At 67.9% G+C, this 21195-nt stretch carries 16 protein-coding genes; 9 read left to right on the plus strand and 7 right to left on the minus strand.

Annotation, left to right across the window (positions count from 1 at the left end):
• Positions 1-1537 (minus strand): M4 family metallopeptidase (locus tag FMQ63_RS32070; protein ID WP_141276856.1); only part of this gene is annotated, 1537 nt, incomplete at its 3' end.
• A gap of 190 nt (positions 1538-1727) precedes the next feature.
• Between FMQ63_RS32070 and FMQ63_RS32075 the strand changes: the two genes are divergently transcribed.
• From FMQ63_RS32075 to FMQ63_RS32090, 3 genes are all read left to right on the plus strand, one after another.
• A complete protein-coding gene (locus tag FMQ63_RS32075) occupies positions 1728-3572 on the plus strand; it encodes a M48 family metallopeptidase (RefSeq protein WP_171452364.1) in 1845 nt (614 codons plus the stop codon).
• 582 nt (positions 3573-4154) lie between these two features.
• Positions 4155-4556, plus strand: coding sequence for a YciI family protein (locus FMQ63_RS32085; protein ID WP_020477815.1), 402 nt, complete (start codon positions 4155-4157; stop codon positions 4554-4556).
• Positions 4556-5815 carry an RNA polymerase sigma factor gene (locus FMQ63_RS32090; protein WP_020477814.1) on the plus strand — a complete coding sequence of 420 codons (1260 nt, stop codon included), beginning with the start codon at positions 4556-4558 and terminating at the stop codon, positions 5813-5815. Before FMQ63_RS32085 ends, FMQ63_RS32090 begins: the two co-directional genes overlap by 1 nt.
• An 86-nt stretch (positions 5816-5901) precedes the next feature.
• Here the strand turns inward: FMQ63_RS32090 and FMQ63_RS32095 are convergent, their stop codons facing one another.
• Entirely contained in the window at positions 5902-6135 is a 234-nt protein-coding gene (locus FMQ63_RS32095; protein ID WP_020477813.1) for a hypothetical protein, read from the minus strand.
• A gap of 199 nt (positions 6136-6334) precedes the next feature.
• Between FMQ63_RS32095 and FMQ63_RS32100 the strand changes: the two genes are divergently transcribed.
• Together FMQ63_RS32100 and FMQ63_RS32105 are read left to right on the plus strand one after the other, a co-directional pair.
• Positions 6335-10177: an Ig-like domain-containing protein gene (locus FMQ63_RS32100; RefSeq protein WP_011555370.1), complete on the plus strand. Its 3843-nt coding sequence runs from the start codon at positions 6335-6337 to the stop codon at positions 10175-10177.
• A gap of 339 nt (positions 10178-10516) precedes the next feature.
• On the plus strand, positions 10517-11587 hold the full coding sequence (locus FMQ63_RS32105) for a linear amide C-N hydrolase (RefSeq protein WP_011555369.1): 1071 nt from the start codon (positions 10517-10519) through the stop codon (positions 11585-11587).
• A gap of 134 nt (positions 11588-11721) precedes the next feature.
• Here FMQ63_RS32105 and FMQ63_RS32110 read toward each other — a convergent pair whose 3' ends face one another.
• Both FMQ63_RS32110 and FMQ63_RS32115 read right to left on the minus strand, forming a co-directional pair.
• On the minus strand, positions 11722-12135 hold the full coding sequence (locus FMQ63_RS32110; RefSeq protein WP_011555368.1) for a DUF1801 domain-containing protein: 414 nt from the start codon (positions 12133-12135) through the stop codon (positions 11722-11724).
• 169 nt (positions 12136-12304) lie between these two features.
• A complete protein-coding gene (locus FMQ63_RS32115; protein WP_020477811.1) occupies positions 12305-13549 on the minus strand; it encodes a hypothetical protein in 1245 nt (414 codons plus the stop codon).
• A 336-nt stretch (positions 13550-13885) separates the two neighbouring features.
• Between FMQ63_RS32115 and FMQ63_RS32120 the strand changes: the two genes are divergently transcribed.
• Both FMQ63_RS32120 and FMQ63_RS32125 read left to right on the plus strand, forming a co-directional pair.
• Entirely contained in the window at positions 13886-14854 is a 969-nt protein-coding gene (locus tag FMQ63_RS32120; protein ID WP_216609407.1) for a DUF6624 domain-containing protein, read from the plus strand.
• Positions 14855-14929: 75 nt separating this feature from the next.
• Positions 14930-15175, plus strand: coding sequence for a hypothetical protein (locus FMQ63_RS32125; RefSeq protein WP_020477810.1), 246 nt, complete (start codon positions 14930-14932; stop codon positions 15173-15175).
• 407 nt (positions 15176-15582) lie between these two features.
• On the opposite strand, the gene FMQ63_RS32130 is transcribed toward FMQ63_RS32125, so the two are convergent.
• The 3 genes from FMQ63_RS32130 to FMQ63_RS32140 all read right to left on the minus strand — a co-directional run bounded on the left by FMQ63_RS32130 (position 15583) and on the right by FMQ63_RS32140 (position 19672).
• Positions 15583-16920: a cytochrome B6 gene (locus FMQ63_RS32130; protein WP_225888000.1), complete on the minus strand. Its 1338-nt coding sequence runs from the start codon at positions 16918-16920 to the stop codon at positions 15583-15585.
• Positions 16921-17175: 255 nt separating this feature from the next.
• Positions 17176-17457 (minus strand): DUF2917 domain-containing protein, encoded by a 282-nt coding sequence (locus FMQ63_RS32135; protein WP_074960265.1) that lies wholly within the window; start codon positions 17455-17457, stop codon positions 17176-17178.
• A 541-nt stretch (positions 17458-17998) separates the two neighbouring features.
• Positions 17999-19672: a hypothetical protein gene (locus tag FMQ63_RS32140; protein WP_011555362.1), complete on the minus strand. Its 1674-nt coding sequence runs from the start codon at positions 19670-19672 to the stop codon at positions 17999-18001.
• Between the two features lie 711 nt (positions 19673-20383).
• Here FMQ63_RS32140 and FMQ63_RS32150 point away from each other — a divergent pair.
• Both FMQ63_RS32150 and FMQ63_RS32155 read left to right on the plus strand, forming a co-directional pair.
• Entirely contained in the window at positions 20384-20806 is a 423-nt protein-coding gene (locus FMQ63_RS32150; RefSeq protein WP_011555361.1) for a hypothetical protein, read from the plus strand.
• Positions 20773-21180 carry a DUF1501 domain-containing protein gene (locus tag FMQ63_RS32155; protein WP_011555360.1) on the plus strand — a complete coding sequence of 136 codons (408 nt, stop codon included), beginning with the start codon at positions 20773-20775 and terminating at the stop codon, positions 21178-21180. The genes FMQ63_RS32150 and FMQ63_RS32155 overlap by 34 nt, the downstream gene beginning before the upstream one ends.
• Positions 21181-21195 lie beyond the last annotated feature (15 nt).

Here is a 21195-nt window from a genome sequence, read left to right on the forward strand (position 1 = left end):
GGCCACTCTCGAACTCGAGGGAGAGGTGGTCGTACCAGCCATCCAGCTCGCCCGCGTTGGCGAGTTGGAGGAAGACGTCGGAGGCGCCCTCTGTTTCGATGCGTGCGCTTCTCCACGCCCCGGGCAGTGGGACCGCCGTGATGTCCGCGTCGGAGTGGCTTTGGGGGCCGTCATGGCGCCACTGAAGAGGGCGGTGGCGCCTGGCGAGGACCACGGGGTGGAATGGCGTCAGCTCCTGCCCCGGTGGGGGCCGGGGGGCGCCGCTCCTGAAACGCAGGGACATGGCCGTGGTCCCCGGCGGGACACGGGCATGGAACTGGAGGAGGCCGGGCGCCAGTCCCTTCATCCGCAGGGAGCGCCCGCCAGGAGCCACGAAGGCTCCAGCGCTCCCTCCAAGGCTTTGCCCCGGCTCCAGCTCCAGCACGCGCGGGCAGGCAGGAAGGAGGCCCCGGCGGGAGAACGTCTCCTGGGCGGAGCGGGCGAGCTCGGGGGCCTCTCGGGTGAGCGTGGTGACAAGTGCTTCCAGGAAGCGCTCCAGGGACAGCGCGGAGGCCGGCTGGACGGTCTGGAGCGTGGTGAGCACCGCGCGGTCCAGTACACCACGCTGGGACGGGCTCGCGGGCTCACGAAGGGCCCAGAGCGCGGAGGACAGGAGCAGGGCGTCGGTGTGGCGCTGTCCCACGAGTGCCTCGGGGCAGCGGGCCAGCGTGTGGATGTTGCGCGAGCGCCAGGGTTCGGCAGCCCGCACGGCGTATTCTCCGAGGAAGGGGTCTCCCGAGATGGCGGCGGCGAAGTAGTCCGCGAGCCCCTCATCAATGGCGCCAGGCGAGCCGTCGGCGCCGAATGTGTCGAGCCGCCAGGCGCTCCGTGGCAGGAAGGGCTCCAGGAGCGCATGGGTCACCTCATGCGCGATGGTGTCGCCGTCATAGGCGAGGTTCACCCCGGGGCCCCGTCCGAACCAGATGGTGTCGTGCGCGCGCGCATCCCCCTCCTCGGCGGCGGGCACGAAGAGCGCATCGCCCCACGGGAGGAGGACCTTTCCGTCCCGTGAGGGCATCCGCACGTCCGCCACGAGCCGGAGCGGCGGCTTCTCGTCAGGCCAGGGGCGCTCCCACCCGAGGGAACGGAAGTAGTTCAAGGTCGCTGCCGCGTGGAAGAAGAGCGAGGCCTCCGCGAAGGCATCCGGAGAGGACCCGTCCACGTCCTGGCGGGGCGGTGTGGCGAAGAGGCCGCGCGCATCAGGCCGGGCGGTGGACTGGAGAGAGCAGACGCGCTCAGGAGGAAAGCGCGCGTCCTCCGGTGGAAGCGGATGGGCTTCGGGGACGACACAGGACAGTGCCTCGAACCATGGATGCGCCAGTCGTCCCCCCGAGGGCGGAAGCGGGAGCTCCTGCTCGCTGGGAACAGGGGTCCGGACGGGATTCTGGGCGAACACGAGCGCACGAGGTGTGGGCGCAGCCGGGGGCGTGGCCGCCAGCGCGCGCGTCGTCACCAGAACGATGCCGAGTGCACGGAGAGGAGCGGTCGTGAAGGCCATGTTGGATTGGCTCCCCTCGGTTTGGACGGTTCAGGCGCGGGAACTCGCGACACGGACCTTGCGGGGTGTATCGCACTGGATTGCTGAGGCACCAGGTGGGTCGTCGTCAGTCCGCGAGTACCGGCATGTGGGCCTTCATCCAGGGGCGCGACGCTCACGCGGGGTGCGCTAGAATGTGTCGACACGTCCTATGTCCTCCCAGAAATCTCCCGGTTTTCTCCGCAGCTATGTGCTGCCGGCTCTTTGGCTTTTCGCCCTGCCGCTGTTCGGTGTCTGGTTCTCCGGCCATGCCATGGGCCGCTTCGACACACAGGTCCTCGCGGCCGTCGAGCAGCAGATTGGACGCGACACCGCGGTCAGCGAAGCGGACCGTCAGGCGGCGCTCGACTTCTACCGCGCGGTGCCCGCGTCCATGGCCTGCCTGAGCGGTGACCCGGAGCTGGCGAGTTACCGCAACAGCCTGGGAAAGGCGTGCGCGGACCTGAACCAGTTCAATTGGGCGTCCCTGGCATCCTGGGGGTTGTTGGCGCTAGGCCTTGCCTCCACCGTGGTCGCGCTTCTCTGTGGTCTGGCCGCGTTCGTCTCGCGTCCCTTTCAGTTCGGCAGCTTCGTGGTGGGCTGGCTCGTGCTCCGCGTCACCAGTGCGATTCAGGTGCTGGGACAGGGCGCGCTGCTCGTGTGGCTCTCCTATTGGATGACGGCGCTATGGATGGAGCGCTACTACCCGAAGCTCATCGGCATCATGGCCCTTCTGGCCGGCGGCGCGGTGTTCCTGGTGGTGGTGGCCATCTTCCGCCGTCCGCCCTCGGACTTCGACGTGGAGGCCGAGGCAATCACCGAGGCTCGCGCCCCGGAGCTGTGGGCTTGCGTGCGGCGCCTCTGCGAGCGGCTCCAGACGGCGCCCCCCGACAACATCCTCGCTGGCATCGATGCCAACTTCTTCGTGACCGAGCACGAGGTGCGCGTGGGTGAGCGCACGCTGACCGGCCGCACGCTCTTCGTGAGCCTGTCACTGCTGCGCCTGCTGGAGCGCTCCGAGGCGGAGGCGGTGCTGGCGCACGAGATGGGGCACTTGCTGGGCGGCGACACGGGGCACAGCAAGCGGCTGGCGCCCAAGCTCGCGCACTTCGGCCATTACCTGCAGCAGCTCTACGACGGTGGCATGACGCGGCCCGTCTTCTATTTCATGATGGCCTACCGCGGCCTGTTCGAGCTGTCGCTGGGCCGCAGCCGGCGCGCCAGCGAACTCGCGGCGGACCGGTTGGCGGCGGGGGTGACCTCGGGGCAGGACATCGCCCGTTCGCTGGTGAAGGTGGGCGCGTACGCGAGCTTCCGCGACCGTGTGGAGGCGAAGCTCTTCGCCCAGGACGAGCAGCACCAGACGGTGGCCATCGCGGACCGGGTGGCGCACGGCTTCTCCGCGTATGCCCAGTCGGACACCGTGCATGATGACCTGCAGGGGGCCGTGACGCCGCATCCCTTCGACTCCCACCCGCCGTTGGCCGCGCGCATGGAGAACGTGGGGGCCCACCTCAATCCCGAGGACATGGTGCGGTTGCTGCTGGAGCCGGTGACGTCGTCGTGGGCGGACACCGTTCAGGACGCGGACGCCATCGAGGCGCGGCTGTGGGGCGCCTATGAGGCGCGTTTCGCTCAGGCCCATGACCTGTCCCTCGCGTACCGCTATGAGCCCTCCACGGAGGAGGAGCGAGCGCATGTGGAGAAGCACTTCCCGCCGCTCGTGTTCGAGGGCAAGGAGGCGGGCTTCGATGTCCAGATGGACTACGCGCAGGTGAGCTACGGGGACTGGGAGGCGCCCATCCTGTTCGAGCAGATCGCCTCGGCCACCACCGCGGACCGCATGTTCAAGAAGTACCTGGACCTGGAAGTCCCCGGGGAAGGGCGCTTCAAGAGCCGCCGCTCCATCTGCCTGAGCAAGCTGAGAGAGCCGGACGCCTTGCTGCAGGCTTTCGAGCGCTACCTGTCGCGGCACCGCATCATGAAGGAGCACCTCGCAGGCGCGCAGGCTGCTTGAGGCAGACGTGGGCTGCGCGCGATGGGGCTTCCGTTCGGGGCGCCCCATCGCCTGCGTGCCGGCACGGCGCAGCGGCGATGCCCGATGCGACCGTGCGTCGTCGACGGTCGCGGCGCAGCGAGCCTTGGGGTTGACGCGCTCGAGCTGGCGCGCCCGGGAACACCCCTCGTTGACACCGAATTCGCACGCCTTCTTCAAGTCGGCCAGCGCGACCTCGAGCTTGCGCAGGTGGTAGTGCGTCCCGCTTCGTTCGAAGTAGGCGAGCCCATGCTCGGGGTTGCGTGCGAGAAAGGCGTCCCAGAGCGGAAGAATCTCCGCGAAGCGCCGCTCGCGGGCCAATGCGTCGTCCCGCTGTGCTTGGGGAGGAGGGGCTGCGTCCGGGCAAGGTCATCTGAAATTCTGCCGATAATGCGGCGCGTCGCAGGCGGCCCCCGGAGCGGAAGAACACAGTTGTTCCGCTGACTTGCGAGGCCCGCCGATTATCTTCACGGGACGATGTCGAGACCTCGCGCGTGGCTCCGACATCCCAATGAACGCGCACCCAATGCCGGGGCGCGGAGGCCCAGAGAAGAGAGAGCCACCATGAAGATGAAGTACATGCTGATGATGAACACCCCGAGCGGCGGTCCGTACCAGGTGATGAGCTGGCCGAAGAAGGACCTCCAGGCGCACATCGCGTTCATGGCGGGCTTCGCGACGAAGCTCGGGGAGACGGGGGAGCTGGTGGCGGCCGAGGGGCTGGCGGGGCCGGACCAGGCCAAGCGCGTGCGCGCGGGCGCGGACGGCAAGCCCATCACCGATGGCGTGTTCCCGGAGTCGAAGGAGTTCCTCGCGGGCTACTGGATTATCGAGGTGGACAGCCCGGAGCGGGCCTACGCCATCGCCGCGGAGGCCTCAGCGGCGCCTGGGCTCGGCGGCAAGCCGATGAACATGCCCATCGAGGTCCGCCAGGTGATGAGCGGTCCTCCGCCCGACCTGATGTGATGACGGAGTCGAGGGACATTCGCATCGAGCACCTGTTGCGCGAACACGCGCCGCGGGTGCTCGGCGCGGTCATCCGGCGGTTTCGGGACTTCGGAGCCTCGGAGGACGCGGTGCAGGAAGCGCTGCTCGCGGCGGCCTTGCAGTGGCCTCGCGAGGGCGTGCCGGACGACCCGCGCGCCTGGCTGATTCAGGTCGCCTCGCGGCGAATCACGGACCACGTGCGCGCGGAGACCGCGCGCCGCCACCGTGAGGAGCTGGTGGTCAGCCTGGTGCCGCCGGAGCTCCAGCTCGTGATGTCCCTGGATGGCGACGAGCTGGCGGGCCGGGATGACGCGCTCGTGCTGCTGTTCATGTGCTGTCACCCGGCGCTGTCCACGGCGTCGGCCATCGCGCTGACCTTGCGCGCGGTGGGCGGGTTGACGACGGCGGAAATCGCCAAGGCCTTCCTCGTGCCCGAGGCGACCATGGCCCAGCGCATCAGCCGGGCCAAGCAGAGCATCAAGAGCTCCGGGATTCCGTTCCAGAAGCCCACGCCGGAGGAGAGCGCGCAGCGGCTGGGCGCGGTGCTGCACGTGCTCTACCTCATCTTCAACGAGGGCTACACGGCCACCTCGGGGCCGGAGTTGCATCGCACGGACCTGTCGGGCGAGGCGATTCGGCTGACGCGGATGTTGCACACGCTGCTGCCGGAGGACGGCGAGGTGGCGGGGCTGTTGGCGCTGATGCTGCTCACGGACGCGCGGAGGGCGGCGAGGACGGGGCCCGCGGGTGAGCTGATTCCGCTCGACGCGCAGGACCGGAGCCTGTGGGACGCGGGGATGATTGCGGAGGGCATCGCGCTCATCTCCGCGACGCTGTCGAGGGGCTCGGTGGGGATGTACCAGGTGCAGGCGGCCATCGCGGCGGTGCATGACGAGGCGTCGCGCGCGGAGGACACGGACTGGCCGCAGGTGCTGGCGCTCTACGGGGTGCTGATGGGGCTGATGGACAACCCGATGGTGGCGCTCAACCACGCCATCGCGACGGCGATGGTGCACGGGCCGCAGGCCGGGCTGTCGCTGCTGGAGGGGCTGGCCAGGGAGGGCCGGCTGGAGGGGAACCACCGGCTCGACGCCGTGCGCGCGCACCTGCTGGAGCGCGCGGGGAAGACGGGCGCGGCGGTGGTCCACTACCGGAAGGCGGCCGAGCGCACCACGAGCCTGCCCGAGCGCGACTACCTGCTGACCCAGGCCGCGCGGCTGAGCGACGAGATGGCGTAGGCCCCCGAGCGCCGCGCGCTACTTCGCCGTGGCCGACGCCGCGCCGAGCTCGCGCAACTTCTTCACGGCGTTGTCGTTCTTCGGGTTCAGCTCCAGCGACTTCTTGTCGCGGGAGATGGCCTCGTCCTTCCGGCCGCCGCGTAGCCCTCGCCCAGGCTGTCGTGGGTGTTGTCGTCCTCGGGGAAGAGGGGCGCGTTCGCCTCGAACAGCTTCACCGCGTCGGCGACAGAGACCCTGCGAGTCTTACATGAGGTGATTGCCAGGGCCCCCTCCACGCGCGCCTTCACGGGCCGGAGGAACGTCAGACACTCGGGATACATCTGTTCTGGAATCGAGCATTTACGCCAGGCGATGACAACGATATGGCGTATGTCGATGCAGTCAGCATCCGTGGGATGGGCGCGCACGGCCCAGGTCCGCGTCGAAGCACCGCAGACATCTGGCCCCTGACGCACCGGGGGCTCTGAATGCACGCGAGGACGTGCGACCTCGTGGTGTGGTTGTCTCGCGAACTCCCCTATGACCTTGAAACTCTCCTGGCTGCGATGCGCCCTGGCCGTCCTCGGCCTCTGGGCATTCGTCCCTGGCTGTAAGAATAGCGAGCCTGATGGAAATACACCGCCGGATGCCGCGGGCGAGCCCGATGCGGGCGGGCCGGATGGGGGCCACGAGCCCGCGCCCGATGGCGGACTTCCGGACGGTGGGACTGGCGATGGTGGGACGCAGACGTCGGATGGCGTGGGCTTCATCGGCTACGTGCTGCCCGCGTCGAACGCGGAAGCCGTCCCACGCAACGCGCGCGTCATCGTGGGGTTCGCCGAGGCGCTCGATGTCACCACCGTGAGCGCGGAGGTCCTCACGGTGTCGGAGAACGGCGTCGCGGTGGCGGGAACGGTGACGCATGACCCCGCCACGCGCACGCTGACCTTCACGCCGGGGCGTCCCTTCGCGGCGGATACGTTGGTGACGGTGGGCGTCTCCACGGCGCTGCGTCTGGTGTCGGGCAAGTCCCTGCCGGCGCCCTACCAATCGGTTTTCACGGTGGGGCTGGAGGCGGACACGTCGCCGCCGGAGGTGCTGGCCACGCGGCCCCGCAGTGGTGAGAGTGGCGTGTCGCCGACCTGGCCGGTGTACACGCTCTCCTTCCTAGAGCCGATGGACCCGCGCACGCTCACGGGTGACACGCTCCGGTTCGAGCAGGCGCTGGGGTCGAACCCCGCGGCGCCGCTCACGGGTGTCATCTCCTACGATGCTCCGAGCCAGTCGGTGTCCTTCCGCGTCAGTCCGCTGCCCGCGCCGGGTGCGCTCGTCACCGGGACACTCTCCACGGGGGCGAAGGACCTGGCGGGCAATGCGCTCACGCAGGCGCACGCGTTCTCGTTCTTTGTGACGGCGTCGAGCGACACCACCGCGCCGCGGGTGCAGGGGACGCTGCCGGAGGCGACGTCGGTGGGGGTGGCCGCGCGCTATGCGCCCATCATTGTCCACTTCAGCGAGCCACTCCGTCCGGAGAGCGTCACGCCGGACCGCGTCTACCTGGAGGAGCTGAACACCGACGGAACGCAGGTGGTCCGCCGGGTTCCGGGCACGCTGCGCTACAACGAAGCGAAGCTCCACGCCGCCTTCACGCCGAATGAGCCGCTGAAGTACCAGACGCGCTACCGGGGGCGGGTCAGCGCCGTGGAGGACCTCGCGGGCAACACGCTGGCGCAGTTCGGGGGCTTCCACTTCGTCACGGAGCTGGAGCCCTCTGCGCCGGTGGTGCGTGATGCGACGCCGGCTCCGGACGCGCGCTTCGTGCCGCTGGGGAGCCCGCTGCGCGTGAGCTTCGACCGGCCGCTGGACCCGGCCACCGTCAACGCGCGGACGGTGGGCGTCGAGGGCGTCACGGGGCTGGTCAACTACGAGTCCTCCACGAACACGGTGGTGTTCCGGCCCGTGCCGCCCTTCGCGCCCGCCACGAACTACACGGTGACGGTGAAGGACGTGCAGACGCCGCAGGGGGCGGGCCTCGCCTCGCCGCACACGTACACGGTGCGCACGGTGGCTCCCGGAGTGAGGGTGAGCGCGGGGCGTCCCGGTCAGCCGGGGATGCCCGTGTTCGCCACGGGCCCCCGGGGGACGCTGGCCGTGTGGAACGAGGACACGGGGACAGCCATCCAGGTCCGCGCGGCCTTCGACAGCGGCTCGGGCTTCGGGGACTCCGTCCTGGTGGGGGAGGGGCGCTCGATGACGCTGGCGCCGCAGGTGTCCGCGTGGGGCGAGCGCTTCGTGGTGGGCTGGTCGGACCGCTCGCTCGCGGGGGGCGCCGTCGCGCTCTTCGATGGGACGGACTTCTCGCCCGTGACGCCCGGCATCAGCGGCCGGCTTTTCGGGGTGGGGAACCATCTCTATGCCGTCAATGGGAAGACCTTCCGGGTCCATGCTGGGACGCAGTGGTCGGAGGTCTTCACGGCGGCGAACCTGGGGTCGCCCGTGTTCCTCCTGCAGAATGGAGACCGGGTGCTGGTGTCGTCGGGGCGGAACACGACGTTGGAGGTCTCGGTCGTGTTCGACGGGGTGCGGTGGCTGGAGTCCACGGTGTCGTCCTCGGTGGACGCACAGTACATCCGGGTGGGGGACAGCTTCGGGCGGGCGTGGGTGTCCAACCAGGGAGTGGAGTTCGCGCTCTTCAACCGGGACACGCGCGAGTGGGGGCTGGGGGAGCTCATCACGTCCGAGCAGATGACGAGCCTGCGCATCGCCTCGGATGGCAGCACCATCACGGCGGTCCTCGGCGATACGGGTGGGCTTTTCGCGGCGGTGCGCGCGAACGGGGCATGGCAGGCCCCATCGCTGGTGGACAACCTGGCGGTTCGCGACATCTGGGCGGTGGTGCCCCACCGAGGCAACTACGTCGCGTTGTGGACCGGCATCAACAGCGCCACGCTGGTGCGCGCCGTCTCGCAGACGGGAGGCTCGTGGAGCTCGACCTCGAAGGCCGTGGTCGCGTCGGGGTTGAGCAGCGTGCTCGACGTGCGGGCGTCGGGGGATGACCTGCTGGTCCTGATGCAGAAGAACCAGCCGTCGTCCACGGCTGAAATCTGGGGCGCGGCGCTCACGTCGCAGGGGTGGCAGCCGAGCATCCAGCTTCGTGGCCGGGAGGCGACTTCCTCGGTGTTGGTGCCGGTGGGGGCTCGCACGGGTGCGCTCTTCGTGCAGCCGGGGCGGCTCGTGGTGCGCGGCTATCTGGGAGGCGGCCAGTGGGACTCGGGGCTTGAGCTGGTGACGCCGGCGCTCGTCGGCAGCGTGCGGGACGTGGCCGTCCACTTCGAGTCCGACGGCCATGGGGCCGCCGCGTGGGAGCAGTTCGACGCGGGGGCGTGGAGTCTCTTCCTGGCGGAGTTCGACGGGACGGTGTGGATGGAGCCGGTGCGTGTGGGGCCGGCGGGCACGAAGGTCCGCGTGGCGGTGGACGACAACGGGGTGGTGGTGGCGTATCTCCAGCCGTCCACGCAGACGGACCTGATGGACATCTGGGTGGTGTCCTCCGAGGCGGGGGTGGTGGGGGCGCCGCAACTGTTGGACAGCGTGGCGGCCACGGACCCGGACCTGGCGCTGGTGCATGGCCCCAGCGGCTTCATGGCGGTGTGGGGCGAGTGGGAGATTCGCGGAGCGCGGAGCGTGGATGGGGTGGCGTGGCGGGACCTGGCGACCCTCATCCCGAGGGTGTTCCAGGAGGCGCGTTGGTACAACACGCGGCTGGTCACGGTGGGTGAGTCCTTCGCGCTGTCGGCGCAGCGCAACGAGCTCTACCTGAACATGAGCATCCACACCGCGGGCGTGTGGCAGCCCATCGCGGCCCCGGTCATGCCCAGTGACGTCTACGAGTTCGTCGCGGCGGGCAACTCGGTGATGTTGATGGCGCCCTTCGACGACGAGTTCCGCTACATCTTCCACAACGGCATCGCCTGGTCCGGCCAGAACATCGTCAAATCGCCGGCGGACGGCCAAGGTGTGCTCGCGGCGTCTCCGAGCGGGTTCCGGATGCACACCGACAAGAGCTGGTGGCGGTGGAGCGGGACGGAGTGGCTGAAAGAGGCGACGGATGTCAGCCGTCCCTATTGGGGGGGCAGCCTGCGCTGTGACGCGAAGGGCTGCGGTCTGGCGACGGGAGGCGCGTTCAATATGCCGGTGAACCTGGCGCTGTCCTATGCGCCGGGCACGCGCTCTTTCTGGACGGGGGCCTCGCCCGCGCAGGGAGACTTCCCCGTCCAGGCGGGGAGTGTGACGTGGGACTTCGTGGCGGACACCTACCGCGTCACGTGGCGCCAGCCCGTGCAGCAGGGTGTGCTCGCGCTGCACGCCAGCACGGCCCTGTGAGGGCCTGAGTCCATGAGGAGGGGGCGGTGGATGTGTTCCCGCTCCGTCCTCGTGGCCCGAAGTCCGGAGCCGGGTGCTTCACCTGGGGAGAGGTGAGGCGGTCCCAAGAGGAAACACGCATCACACCGGGGCGCCTCGCGGGCCCCGGCGTTGACGTGTCACGAGCCCCCGCAAACGCGTCAACGCGCCCCATCGCAAGCGGACCCATCGGACACAAAGCCGCAGAATGACTCGAACCACCCGCGAGGCTCAGGTGGCACGCGTCCTGCTCTGGTGACGCACTGCCCCCCCAACACCAGACCTTCGCATGGCGCGAAGGCATCAACGAGGACGTTTCACATGTGCACTGATTTTCTGGTCGCGACCGAGGACTCGAGCGCTGTCGTCGTTGGCCGCAGCATGGAGTTCGGCATCGACCTCGGCTCCAAGTTCCGGTTCCACGCCAAGGGGCATACGGTCCAGTCTCCGGGTTCCCTCACGCACCTGCATGGCCTCAAGTGGACGACGAAGTTCGACTACGTCGGCCTCACCGTCACGCTCTATGGGGTCACCGTCATCGGCGATGCGATGAACTCGGAAGGCCTCTCCGCCGGAGCGCTGTGGATGCCCACGTCCACGTATCCCCAGGCCGCCAAGGACCCGTCCCGGGGACTGGCGCCCGAGCTCTTCGTGGAGTGGGCCGTGGGTAACTTCGCCACCGTGGACGCGGTGAAGGAGGCCCTGGCGAACGGAGACGCCGAGCTGTGGCACAGCGACTGGATGTCGAGCAAGATTCCGCTCCACTTCGCCCTCCACGACGCGAAGGGCAACAGCATGGTCGTCGAGTTCACCGACCGGCAGATGTTCCTGTACGCGTCGACGGGTCATGACAACTCGCCGCTGAACATGCACAACCCCGTTGCTGTCCTGACCAACCACCCGACCTTCCCGGACCACCTGGAGAACCTCAAGAACTACGCGAGGCTGTCGTCCCGTGGCGCCACGCCCGTGAAGCTGGGAACCGGCACATTCGCACCTCACGGCTGCGGCAGCGGCCTCTTCGGGATTCCCGGCGACTCCACGCCTCCCTCCCGGTTCGTCCGGGCCGTCTACCTCCGTGAGTTCTCCGAGAAGCCCAAGAACGCGGCCGAGGCCCGCTCCCTGGCGCTGCACCTGCTCAACACCGTCGACATCCCCTACGGCACCAGCCGCGACTTGAACGAGGCCACGGGCAAGGACTCTCTCGACTACACCCAGTGGGTCGTCGTGAAGGACCTCACGAACCGCACGTTCGGCGTCCGGACCTACGACAGCCTGGGGCTGCAGACGCTGGACCTGCGCACGGTCGATTTCAAGAAGGCGGATGGCAAGACGCTCGCCGTCTCCCCGGTGGATTCGCAGCTCGACGCCAACAAGCAGCTGGCGAGCTGAGTCACTGACTCCCCCTCCGTGGCGCGGGGCCGGGCACCTGGCTGCAAACGGGTACCCGGCCCCGCGTCGTTGGCTTCACTCGGAACGCCGCGCGCCTGGACGCAAGGTGCCGTGAGAGGGCCGCCCCGGAAGGCTCACGCCGGCTTCCTGGGCTTCTTTCCGCCAGCGGTATTGAGCGCGGCGGCGGCGCGGATGAGGGCCTTGAACGCCTTCGCGTCAAACGCCTCACCCTCGTGAATGTCGATGGCGCGCCTGACATTGCCTTCAAGGCTCGAGTTGAAGAGCTTTGAAGGATCTTCCAGGGAAGCGCCCTTGAAGAAGGTCAGCTTCACGGCCGACTTGTATGCCTCACCCGTGCAGAGGCCTCCTCCGTGGGACCAGACCGGGGTGCCCCGCCACTTCCATTCCTCCACGACATCCGGGACGGCCTCCTTGATGAGGGCACGCACCCTGGCCAGCGCCTCGCCTCGCCAGTCACCCAGCTCGGCGATCCTGTCGCTGATGAGCTTCGAGGCCGACTCGCCATCTGTCTTGGGTTGACTCTTCATGTTCCTGCCTTCCGGTGGGGAGGCCACGATGCCCACGTTTCCTACGTCCCGATAGCACTCCGATGGGACGTAGGAAACAGGAGCACGCGCGGTCAACCGGAGCGCCTTCGAGCCGTTCCGACATGGAGTGGCCCGCGATTTCACTTCGCGTTTGAGAGCGGCACGCAGGTTATGGGGTGGCCTGCGCCGGGGGCGTCTGGGGCACGACGGAGACCTTGCCCTGCTCCTGCTGAAGGGTGTGCGTGCTGCCGGGCGCGAAGCGCTGGAACTCCTCGAGTGTTTCAGGGGTGTAGGTGATGGCGGGCTGGTCGTCGCCGTGGAAGACCACGCTGTACCGCGCGTCGCGCGCGTTTCGTTCCTTCTCGCCCTTGCCCAAGGCCTTGGCGGGCCGCAGCTCGGCGTCGGTGGGCCAGCGCGCCTCGAGCGTGGTGCCGTTCGCCTTCACGTCCCGGTCGTGCATCCATCGCCACTCCTTCCAGGTGTACCAGGTCGCCTGGCGCGGCACGCTCCGGTAGCGCGGCTCCTGGCGTGAGCGCTGCTCGTCCACGTAGCGCGGCTCCTGGCGCTTCTTCGTCACGGAGCAGTAGCGGGTGGTGCAGCTCCGACCTCCTCCGGTGCAGGTCGTCTTGCAGGTCGCGAAGCCGTTCCTGTTGCTGGTGCACTGCTCGCTGCACTTCTTGGGCGTCGTGGTGCAGTCCTCACCGCAAGCCTCCTTGGCGCGGTAGGTCTCCGTGGTGAAGCCCCGCTGGACGCGCTCCGTGTAGCGGACGGTCGTGTAGCCGGCGAGCACCTGGTCGTCATGGTGGTGGCGCTTGCCATGCGCCTTCACCAGGAGGGCGCCTTCTGGCCGGTCCTCCTCGAAGCCCTCGTCATTCACCAGGCGGTAGCGCTCCACGCTCACCGTGTGCTCCCAGGAGACCTCCTTGACCTGGAGCGTCCGCGTCCTCTCCGGCTCCGTCTTGGGCGCTGTCGTGGCCGCCGTCGCGGGGGCGGTCCCCTTCTTGCCGGAGGACATCCACATGGGACAGCAGCAGCCGAAGAACGCGATGATGGAGAGGATGTAGCAGCCCAGGCGCCTGTTGCTCTTCGCCCCCTTCTTCTCGTCTGGCGTGGGGCGCGTGGGCTCGGCGGGAATCGAGCCTTCGACGGCGGACGCGCCGCAGTGCTTGCAGCCGCCGTCCAGGGCCCGCTGGTCGCTCTCGCAATAGGCGCATCGCCAGTTGGGACCGGCGGTGGCCATCCTCAGCAGGGCCTCGTCGGTCACCGTGACGGCGGACGCGGTGTCCTCCGGCATCTCATACTGCTCGCTGCCGTCCTTGGCGTTCTTGCAGCCCTGGCACACCATGTAGCGGCCGAGGTTGCGGTGGCTGCAGCTCGAACAACGCCAGAACATCTCAATGTGCCGCTCAGACATCCTCTGTTTTCCCCCTCGGGTGCGTACCGCCGAGCGGTGCGGCCTATAGCACGGAGCGATCCGGACGGGCGGCACGGCGAAGCCCGTGCCGCTCCCGCGTCGCTCGGAGTGCGTGGGGTGACAGCCAGGGAGAAGAACCGCGTGCAGAGAAGTATTGAGACGAATCGACGCGAGGCAATCGCAACCTGCTCGCGCGGGAAGACAGTTTCGGACCGGATTGAACGGCACGCCTGGGCGTTTGGAGTCTTGAAGAAATTGCCTACACTGCCAGCCCGCTGGCGCTCCGAGGACGTGCTTGGAGCGCCAGCGTTCATCCCCACATACCCCTGGAGTGTCATGCGTCGCATCATCGCCCTGCTTGCCGCGCTGAACCTGGTTGCATGTGCCCACGGTGGTGGCGCCGCGCCGGAAGCCGCCTCGGTCACGAAGCCCACGGCGCCAAAGCCCGTCGCCACGCCCGAAGCGAAAGCGGCTGCCTCCGAGGCATCCGGACTGGCCATGAAGGGCGACAACGCGCGCGCCCTTCCCCTGTTCCGAAGCGCTTGGGAAGGCGGGGGGCGCAGCAGGAACCTGGCCTACAACGCGGCCTGCGCGGCGTCCTTGCTGGCGGAGCGCGAGGAGGCGCTGGTCTGGCTGGAGCGCGCCGTGGAGGAGGGCTTCGATGACGCGAAGCACCTCCAGAAGGACCCTGACCTGAGCAACGTCCGGAGCCTGCCCGGCTACGCGGCGCTGGAGCAGCGAGTCATCGCCGCCGAGGCGAAGCAGTACGAGGCCGCGGACCCTGTGCTGCGGGACGAGTTGCTCAAGCGCATGGAAGAGGACCAGGCGGCGCGCGGTGCCCTCGTCGCCTCGAACTTCCAGGATGAGGCCGCCAAGGCGAAGATGATGGACGTCGATGCCCGCAACACCACCTGGCTCAAGGGCGTCATCGCGAAGCATGGCTGGCCGGGAAGCGCCCTGGTGGGCCGGCGCGGTACCTTCGCCGCGTGGTTGCTGGTGCAGCACGCGGACCAGGATGTGGCCTTCCAGAGCGAGGTCCTTCCGATGCTGGAGAAGGCCGTGGCGCGAGGGGAGGGCACCGCGAAGGACCTCGCGTACCTCACGGACCGGGTGCTGGTGAATACCGGCAAGCCGCAGCGCTACGCCACCCAGTTGGAGGAGGTGGATGGAAAGACGGTGCCCAAGGCGCTGGAGGACCCCGAGAAGGTGAACGAGCGGCGCGCCGCCGTGGGGCTCGATACGCTGGAGGAGTACATCGCGGCCTTCGAGCGGATGAAGGCCGCGGCCACCCAGCAGAAGCCCTGAGCCGCGGGGGGCTGATGGCGGCCGCGCCGAGTGGGGCGGCCGCCAGGCGCTGCGCCATTCATCTGCTGCCCTGCAATGCTTCGCGGGCACGAGACGCTTGCGCGCCAGCAACGGCTGCGCTGGACGGAGGTGGACGTCCGGCCTCCTCCCAACAAGCAGGCGCGGTGCGCCTTGCTGGAGGGTTTCTCCCTGCACGCCAACACGCTCCTGCATGCCAACGACAGGCAGGGACTGGAACGGCGATGCCGCTACGGGCGCGCGGTGCGCTGGCGCTGGAGCGGCTGTCACGAGCGGAGGACGGCCGCATCGCCTATCGGATGACGCGACCGCTGCCGGACGGCACCACGCACCTTCTCTTCACCGGGTTGGAGTTGCTGCGTCGCCTGGCGTCCCTGGTGCCTGGTGCCTCGGGCAAACCTCACGAGGTTCCACGGCGTCTTCACTCCAGGCGCCAAACTGCGGCCATTTCAGGTCCCTCAAGCAGGATCGCAGGAAGCGAGCACGGGGCTTGAGGCAGCGGCCAGGAAGGAGCGGGCACCGCGAGTGGACTTTCGCGGAGTTGCTCAGGAGGACGTTCGACTTCGAGGTGTTCGCCAGCGTGAGGAGTGGAGGCAGGCTTAAGGGTCTTGGCGTACGTGCGGAGTCTCGCGGCGCCCTCCCGCCCAGCCACGTGTGGCTCGGCGGGAGGGTGCCGCTCGTGAGTCCGAGGCAGGCTTGCCGCGCGCGCGTCAGAGCGTGCGCATGAACGCGACCAGGTCCTTCTTCTCCTGCGCGTTGAGCCGGGTCTCCAGCACGAGGTTGAAGAACTCCACCGTGTCCTCCAGCGTCATGAGCCGCCCATCATGGAGATAGGGCGGAGAGTCCTTGATGCCTCGCAGGGGGAACGTCTTGATGGGGCCATCGGAGCCCATCACCGCGCCGTTTACCAGCCGGGGCTTGTAGAAGCGCTCCGCCTGCAGGTTGTGCATCAGGTTGTCTGTGTAATAGGGCGGGAGGTGGCACACGGAGCACTGCGCCTTGCCGAAGAAGAGCGTCTGTCCGCGCATCTCCTGCTGGGTGGCCTTCTTCGGGTCCAGCTTCCCGTCGAAGCGGAGCTTGGGGGCCGGCGGGAAGTCGAGGAGGGCCTGGACCTCCGCCATGAAGTGTACCTGGCTACCCCGCTCGAGGATGTTGACCCCTTTCTTCGTCGCGATGACCGGGTCGCCATCGAAGTACGCCGCGCGCTGCTCGAACTCGGTGAAGTCCTCCACGGTCTTCAGGGCCCGCTGTGAGCCGAACAGGCGCTGGATGTTCACTCCGCGGAGCGTCGGCGTATCGATGCGGTGGCGGAACTCCTGGGGCCGGATGTCGCCCACCAGGTGCGTGGCGCCATTGGAGTGGCCGTTGACGTGACAGTCGAAGCAGCTCACGCCCCGGCTGGGCAGCTCGGAGCGGCGGTCGGCGGTCTGATTGAACTGCTGCTGGGGAAAGGGCGTGACGAGCAGCCGGAGGCCTTCCAGTTGCTTCGGATTCAGGAGGCCGTTGAACAGCTCCTGGACGTTCATGATGGTCACCAGCTTCCCCTGCGAGACATCCCCCAGGTCCGGGCGCGTGGTGAGGAAGATGGGCGGCGGGAACTCCGGCAGCAGGTGGTCCGGCAGGTCGAAGTCGAGGTCGAACCGTGTGAGGTCCCTCCCTTCCTGCCGCTTGATTTCATCGATGTGGAACTTGGGGAAGACCATGCCGCCTTCCGGATGATTCGGGTGGGGCAATGGCATGAAGCCCGCGGGGAAGAGCCCCCTGTCTCGAATCGCCTCCGGGCTCATGGCGGCGAGGGACTCCCAGGTCACGCCCTGTGGGAGCTTCACCCGCACGCCTTCCTGGACGGCTTTCCCCCGGGACATCGTGACGCCCCGGGCCGGACGGTTTCCCAGGTCATAGCGGTGTTCCAGGAGCTGCTGGTGGCGCGCGGTGATTTTGGGCTTCTCCGCCTTCATCCGCGCCATGACGTCAGCGAAGGGCTCCGTCTGGGCCACGGGCATGTAGCTGGTGCTGCCACGCCGCTGCACTTCCTGGGCGTGGGACATGCCTGTGTCCATCATGAAAAGGCCCATGACTGCGACAGCGATGTGTGGGATTCCCCCCTGCGGCTTCATGCAAGTCCTCCTTGGGGCTGACTTCACCCGGAATGGTGTCCTGCTGTTCAGGCAAGGTATTCAATTGCGGCGGGGGTTTGTCCGAACCGTTGGCGAACCGTTGGCCAGTTCATACGTTGGCGCTGGTCCACACCTGCGCAGCCGGGGGCCGCACGCGCGCGAAGCGGCGGCGGTCTCCGGCTCCGCTCACGGCATCGGGGGCGTTCGGGGGTGTGTCCTCGTCCTCCCTACCGGACAGGGGCCTCGTGTCCCTGGGCCGGCGGTGTGCACGGCGCGCACACGGGAGGCACGTCGTGCCAGGCAGAAGCGAGAGGCGCTCAGTGCCTGGACCACCACGTGTCCGGCGCGCGTCAGGTGCGGGGTGTCGCCCTGTCGCAGCACGTGGTCCTTCACGTCCCCTTCGCAGGTGAGCCACAGCAGGCCCTCCTGACATGTGCGCGTCAGGGGCCCTCCGCCCTGCGTGCGCACGCTCTCTCAAGCAGGTGCGCAGGAGGCGGGCGCGGGGCTTGAGGCAGCGGCGAGGAAGGAGCGGGTGAAGAAGAGGACACCGCGAGTGGACTTTCGCAGAGTTGCTCAGGAGGACGTTCGACTTCGAGGTGTTCGCCTGCGTGAGGGGTGGAGGCAGGCTCAAGAGTCTTGGCGTACGTGAAGGGGGCCCCGGGGGGCGGGCAATTCAGGAGCACCTGGGCTTGCCCACGGGATGTGCGAGGTGGGCCCCTGCACGAGGGCCACCCCAGGCCGCGGGGTGTTGAGGCTCAAGAGGCGCCAAGAGGACCAAGCCCCTGGTGCGCACCTGAAGGGAGCGCGGTCTGGGCAGGCGTGTACCCAAAGGGGGCTCAAGCGGCCTGTCCACTGGACGGGAGCACCACTCGGGCGGCCCCGTCAGCGGTCCTCCTCGGCCCCTCTGCACCTTTCCTCCCCCCTCAACAGGGCCCCCATCCCTCTGATGCGTAAGGTGCGCGGCAACACCTGCCGTCACGCGCGCAGGCTCTCCCATCCAACAGGGAAACTACGGATTCGCCAGGACGGGCCCGTCCGAGCCATAGACGGGGCTGTACGTCGTGACACCGCAGCGGGAAGCGTTATCCGCGATCGAGGTGCTGAAGTCGTTCAGGAAGACGACCCGCAGCGAGTAGCCTGGGGCGGCGCCGAAGATGCCGCGAAGGCGCTGCGCATCCGTGGCCGTGTCATTCACACCGAAGCGCACGGACGCTTGGCCGAACTTGTTGTTCGCCTTGAACGTACAGCCGGGCGTGTACTGGTACGTCGACGTGGAGACGACCGTCGGCGACATGCGCGCCAGCAAGCGGGCGATGGGCAGGCCATTCCAAACGGGGTTGGTCGCACGGCTCAACGTCTGTGCATTCGGCCACATGGTGGAGCCGTAGCGCGGAACGCCATTGGGGCCCGAGTAGAGCGTCGTCTGGGGCGTCACACCGGCGACGTAGTCATTCACGCCCAAGCCGCTCGCGAGCAGCGTCAGGTTTTCGCCCGAGGGGAAGAGCGTCGCGCTCCGGTTCATGTCGAACGCGTCGTACGGGACGTTGATCTTGATGGAAGGCGCCGGCAGCTTGAGATTGACGAGCAGTTCGTTGTTGCGCGTCGTCGAGCCATCGAGGAACAGCTGCACGTCTGCCGTCTCGGGCAGCGAATCGATGATGGAACTTTCGATGGTGGAAGTAATGCTGTTCGCCGCCTCGCTCTCGATGATGTCGTAGATGAGGGCGGGAATGAGGCCGAGAATGGGAACGACCTGAACCGCCTGACACAGGAACGGCCAATCGAGGCTCGCCTGGGGCGCATTCACCCATTGCACCGAAATGCCGGAGAAGTTCGCATTCAGCTTGAAGGTGCCATAGGCGCGAATCGTCGGGTCGCACCAATTGTTGATATCCGTCTTGAATTTGAACGAGAAGCCCACGCCACTCGAGGTGACGGAGAGCTGGAGGCTATTCGGGTCGTAGCCGTAGATGCGGCGCGTGGAGCCGTCCGACGACCTGAGGACGGTCGAATTCGTAGCGCCATTGAACTTCGTGTAGAGCGCCTTGCCGAACATGTTCAACAGCTCGGCACGAGAGAATCCGATGGGTGCGGGGACGTAGCTCGCCTCGACGCTATCGACTTGCACCATCGGGAAGCTGTACGTCGCGGTGCCGCTGCCGAAGGTGCGCCCCACGGTGATGGTGACCTGGTTCGTGGAGCCATCTCCCAGATAGGGGAAGAATATCCACAAGTTGTAGCCGTAGCGGCTGGGGTCCGCGGGTTGGTACGAGGAGTCCTGGGCGGAATACCAATAGCCATCGGTATACGTCGGCGTCACGACGCGCGAGCCGACTTTGACCTCTTTGATGTACGTGCACTTGTCAGTAACGAGCTCGAAGCGGAGGCCATTGGCGGAGACGTATTCGATGCCACCGCGGCTCATGCGGCCACTCTCGGGATTCCAATTCGCGGGTGCGCCGCCGCCGACATTGAGGGCCGCGGGGCTCATCAGCGTATTGCTGAAGACCTGCGGAGTGGTGCCTGCGTTGCCGCACGCATTCTGGACCGTCTCCCGGATGATGGTGAACGGGTCAGCTCGCGCGGAGAGCGACTCGGCTTCGTTTTCGGGGAGACCTTCCTGACCACAGCCAAAGGCGAGCGGCAGGAGCAGCAGGGCAGTGAGACGGCGCAATGAACGCATGGAGAACCTCGAGTGGAACGGAGTATCCCTGGCGCCGTGAGCAGACACGGGTCAGCGGTCCAGGACAGTCGCAGCGTGTCTACACTTCCACCCGGCGTGGGGCTTCCTCGCGGGCGCCAGATGCTTCCGTGTCCACGCCAATCCAGACGTGTGCGTGTTCCGGGTAAGTCTTAGCCGTGCCCCGACGCGATAGGAATCAGCTTCTCGTGAGACCTCCATGGCCACATACGTTCGTCTGCGTGAGGAGTGGAGGCAGGCTTAAGGGTCTTGGCGTACGTGAAGGGGGCCCCCGGGGTGCGGGCAATTCTGGAGCACCTGGGCATGCCCACGGGATGTGCGAGGTGGGCCCCGGCACGAGGGCCACCCCAGGCCGCGGGGGGTTGAGGCTCAAGAGGCGCCAAGAAGTCCAGGCTCCTGCCACGCACCTGAAGGGAGCGCGGTCTGGGCTGGCGTGTACCCCAAGGGGCTCAAGCGGCCTGTCCACTGGACAGGAGCATCACTCGGGCGGCCCCGTCAGCGGTCCTCCTCGGCCCCTCTGCACCCTCCCTCCCCACTCAACAGGGCCCCCATCCCTATTATGCGTAGTCCGCTGATGTATGGCTCTCAGCACTTCTCGCTGCACGCGCAGCTGAGCGTGCTGCACGGCATCGACCAGGGGACCAGCTGGATGCGAAGGGACGGCCCACGGGCGCCACCCTGAAGACGACGACGGTGGAGCGTTACTCGTTGGGGCAGGCGCAGCCGATGCTGGGCCGCTCGACGGCGAAGGTAGACAACTACCTGGAGGGCCTGCACGGCTCGCTGTCGTCGGTCTCCCGCGTGCGGGCGACGGATGTCGCGTCCGTGTTGGAGAAGGCCAAGGGCATCGACGCGCTGAGGTCGAACCGGCCCGCGTACCTGTCGATCTACCTGAGCGAGGCCTTCACTTACACGTTCGGCAACGCGAACTTCCGCCTCGTGGGGTTGGACCCGCGGATGGACATGGCGCTGCGACTACTCAAGTCGGACCTGTGCACGTCGGTGCATGTCTCGCTGCGGATGGACTTCGACACGCACAACGGCGGGGGCCATGCCTTCAGTTGCGCGCACGGCCGGGGGGGATGGACTGTGTCGCGCGCTTCCTGGGCGAGATGAAGGCCTCGCCGGCGCCGGGCAAGCCGGGCAAGACGCTGCTGGATGACACGCTGGTGCTGGTGATGAGCGAGTTCGGCCGGAGCTGGGCCTCGCGCTCGAGCAACGGCACCTACAACCTGCCGGATGACCACCACCCGTACACCTCGGTGATGTTCGCCGGTGGCAACGTGGCGGCGAACCGGCAGGTGGGCACGTACACGACGCGCGGCCTCGGCGTCCCGGTGGACATCATCGAGGAGACGGGACAGACGCAGAAGCGCGTCCCGCGGTCCGCGGGCGTCGTCACCACGGCCCTTCGCATCATGGGCATGGAGACGCACCACTTCTTCATCCCCGGTGGGTACGGCGAGGTGGTGGGGCTGCGGAAGGGGTAGGGCGCGCGGCGCTCC

It is taken from the genome of Myxococcus sp. CA005 (genome assembly GCF_006518205.1).
Classification (GTDB): Bacteria; Myxococcota; Myxococcia; order Myxococcales; family Myxococcaceae; genus Myxococcus; species Myxococcus xanthus.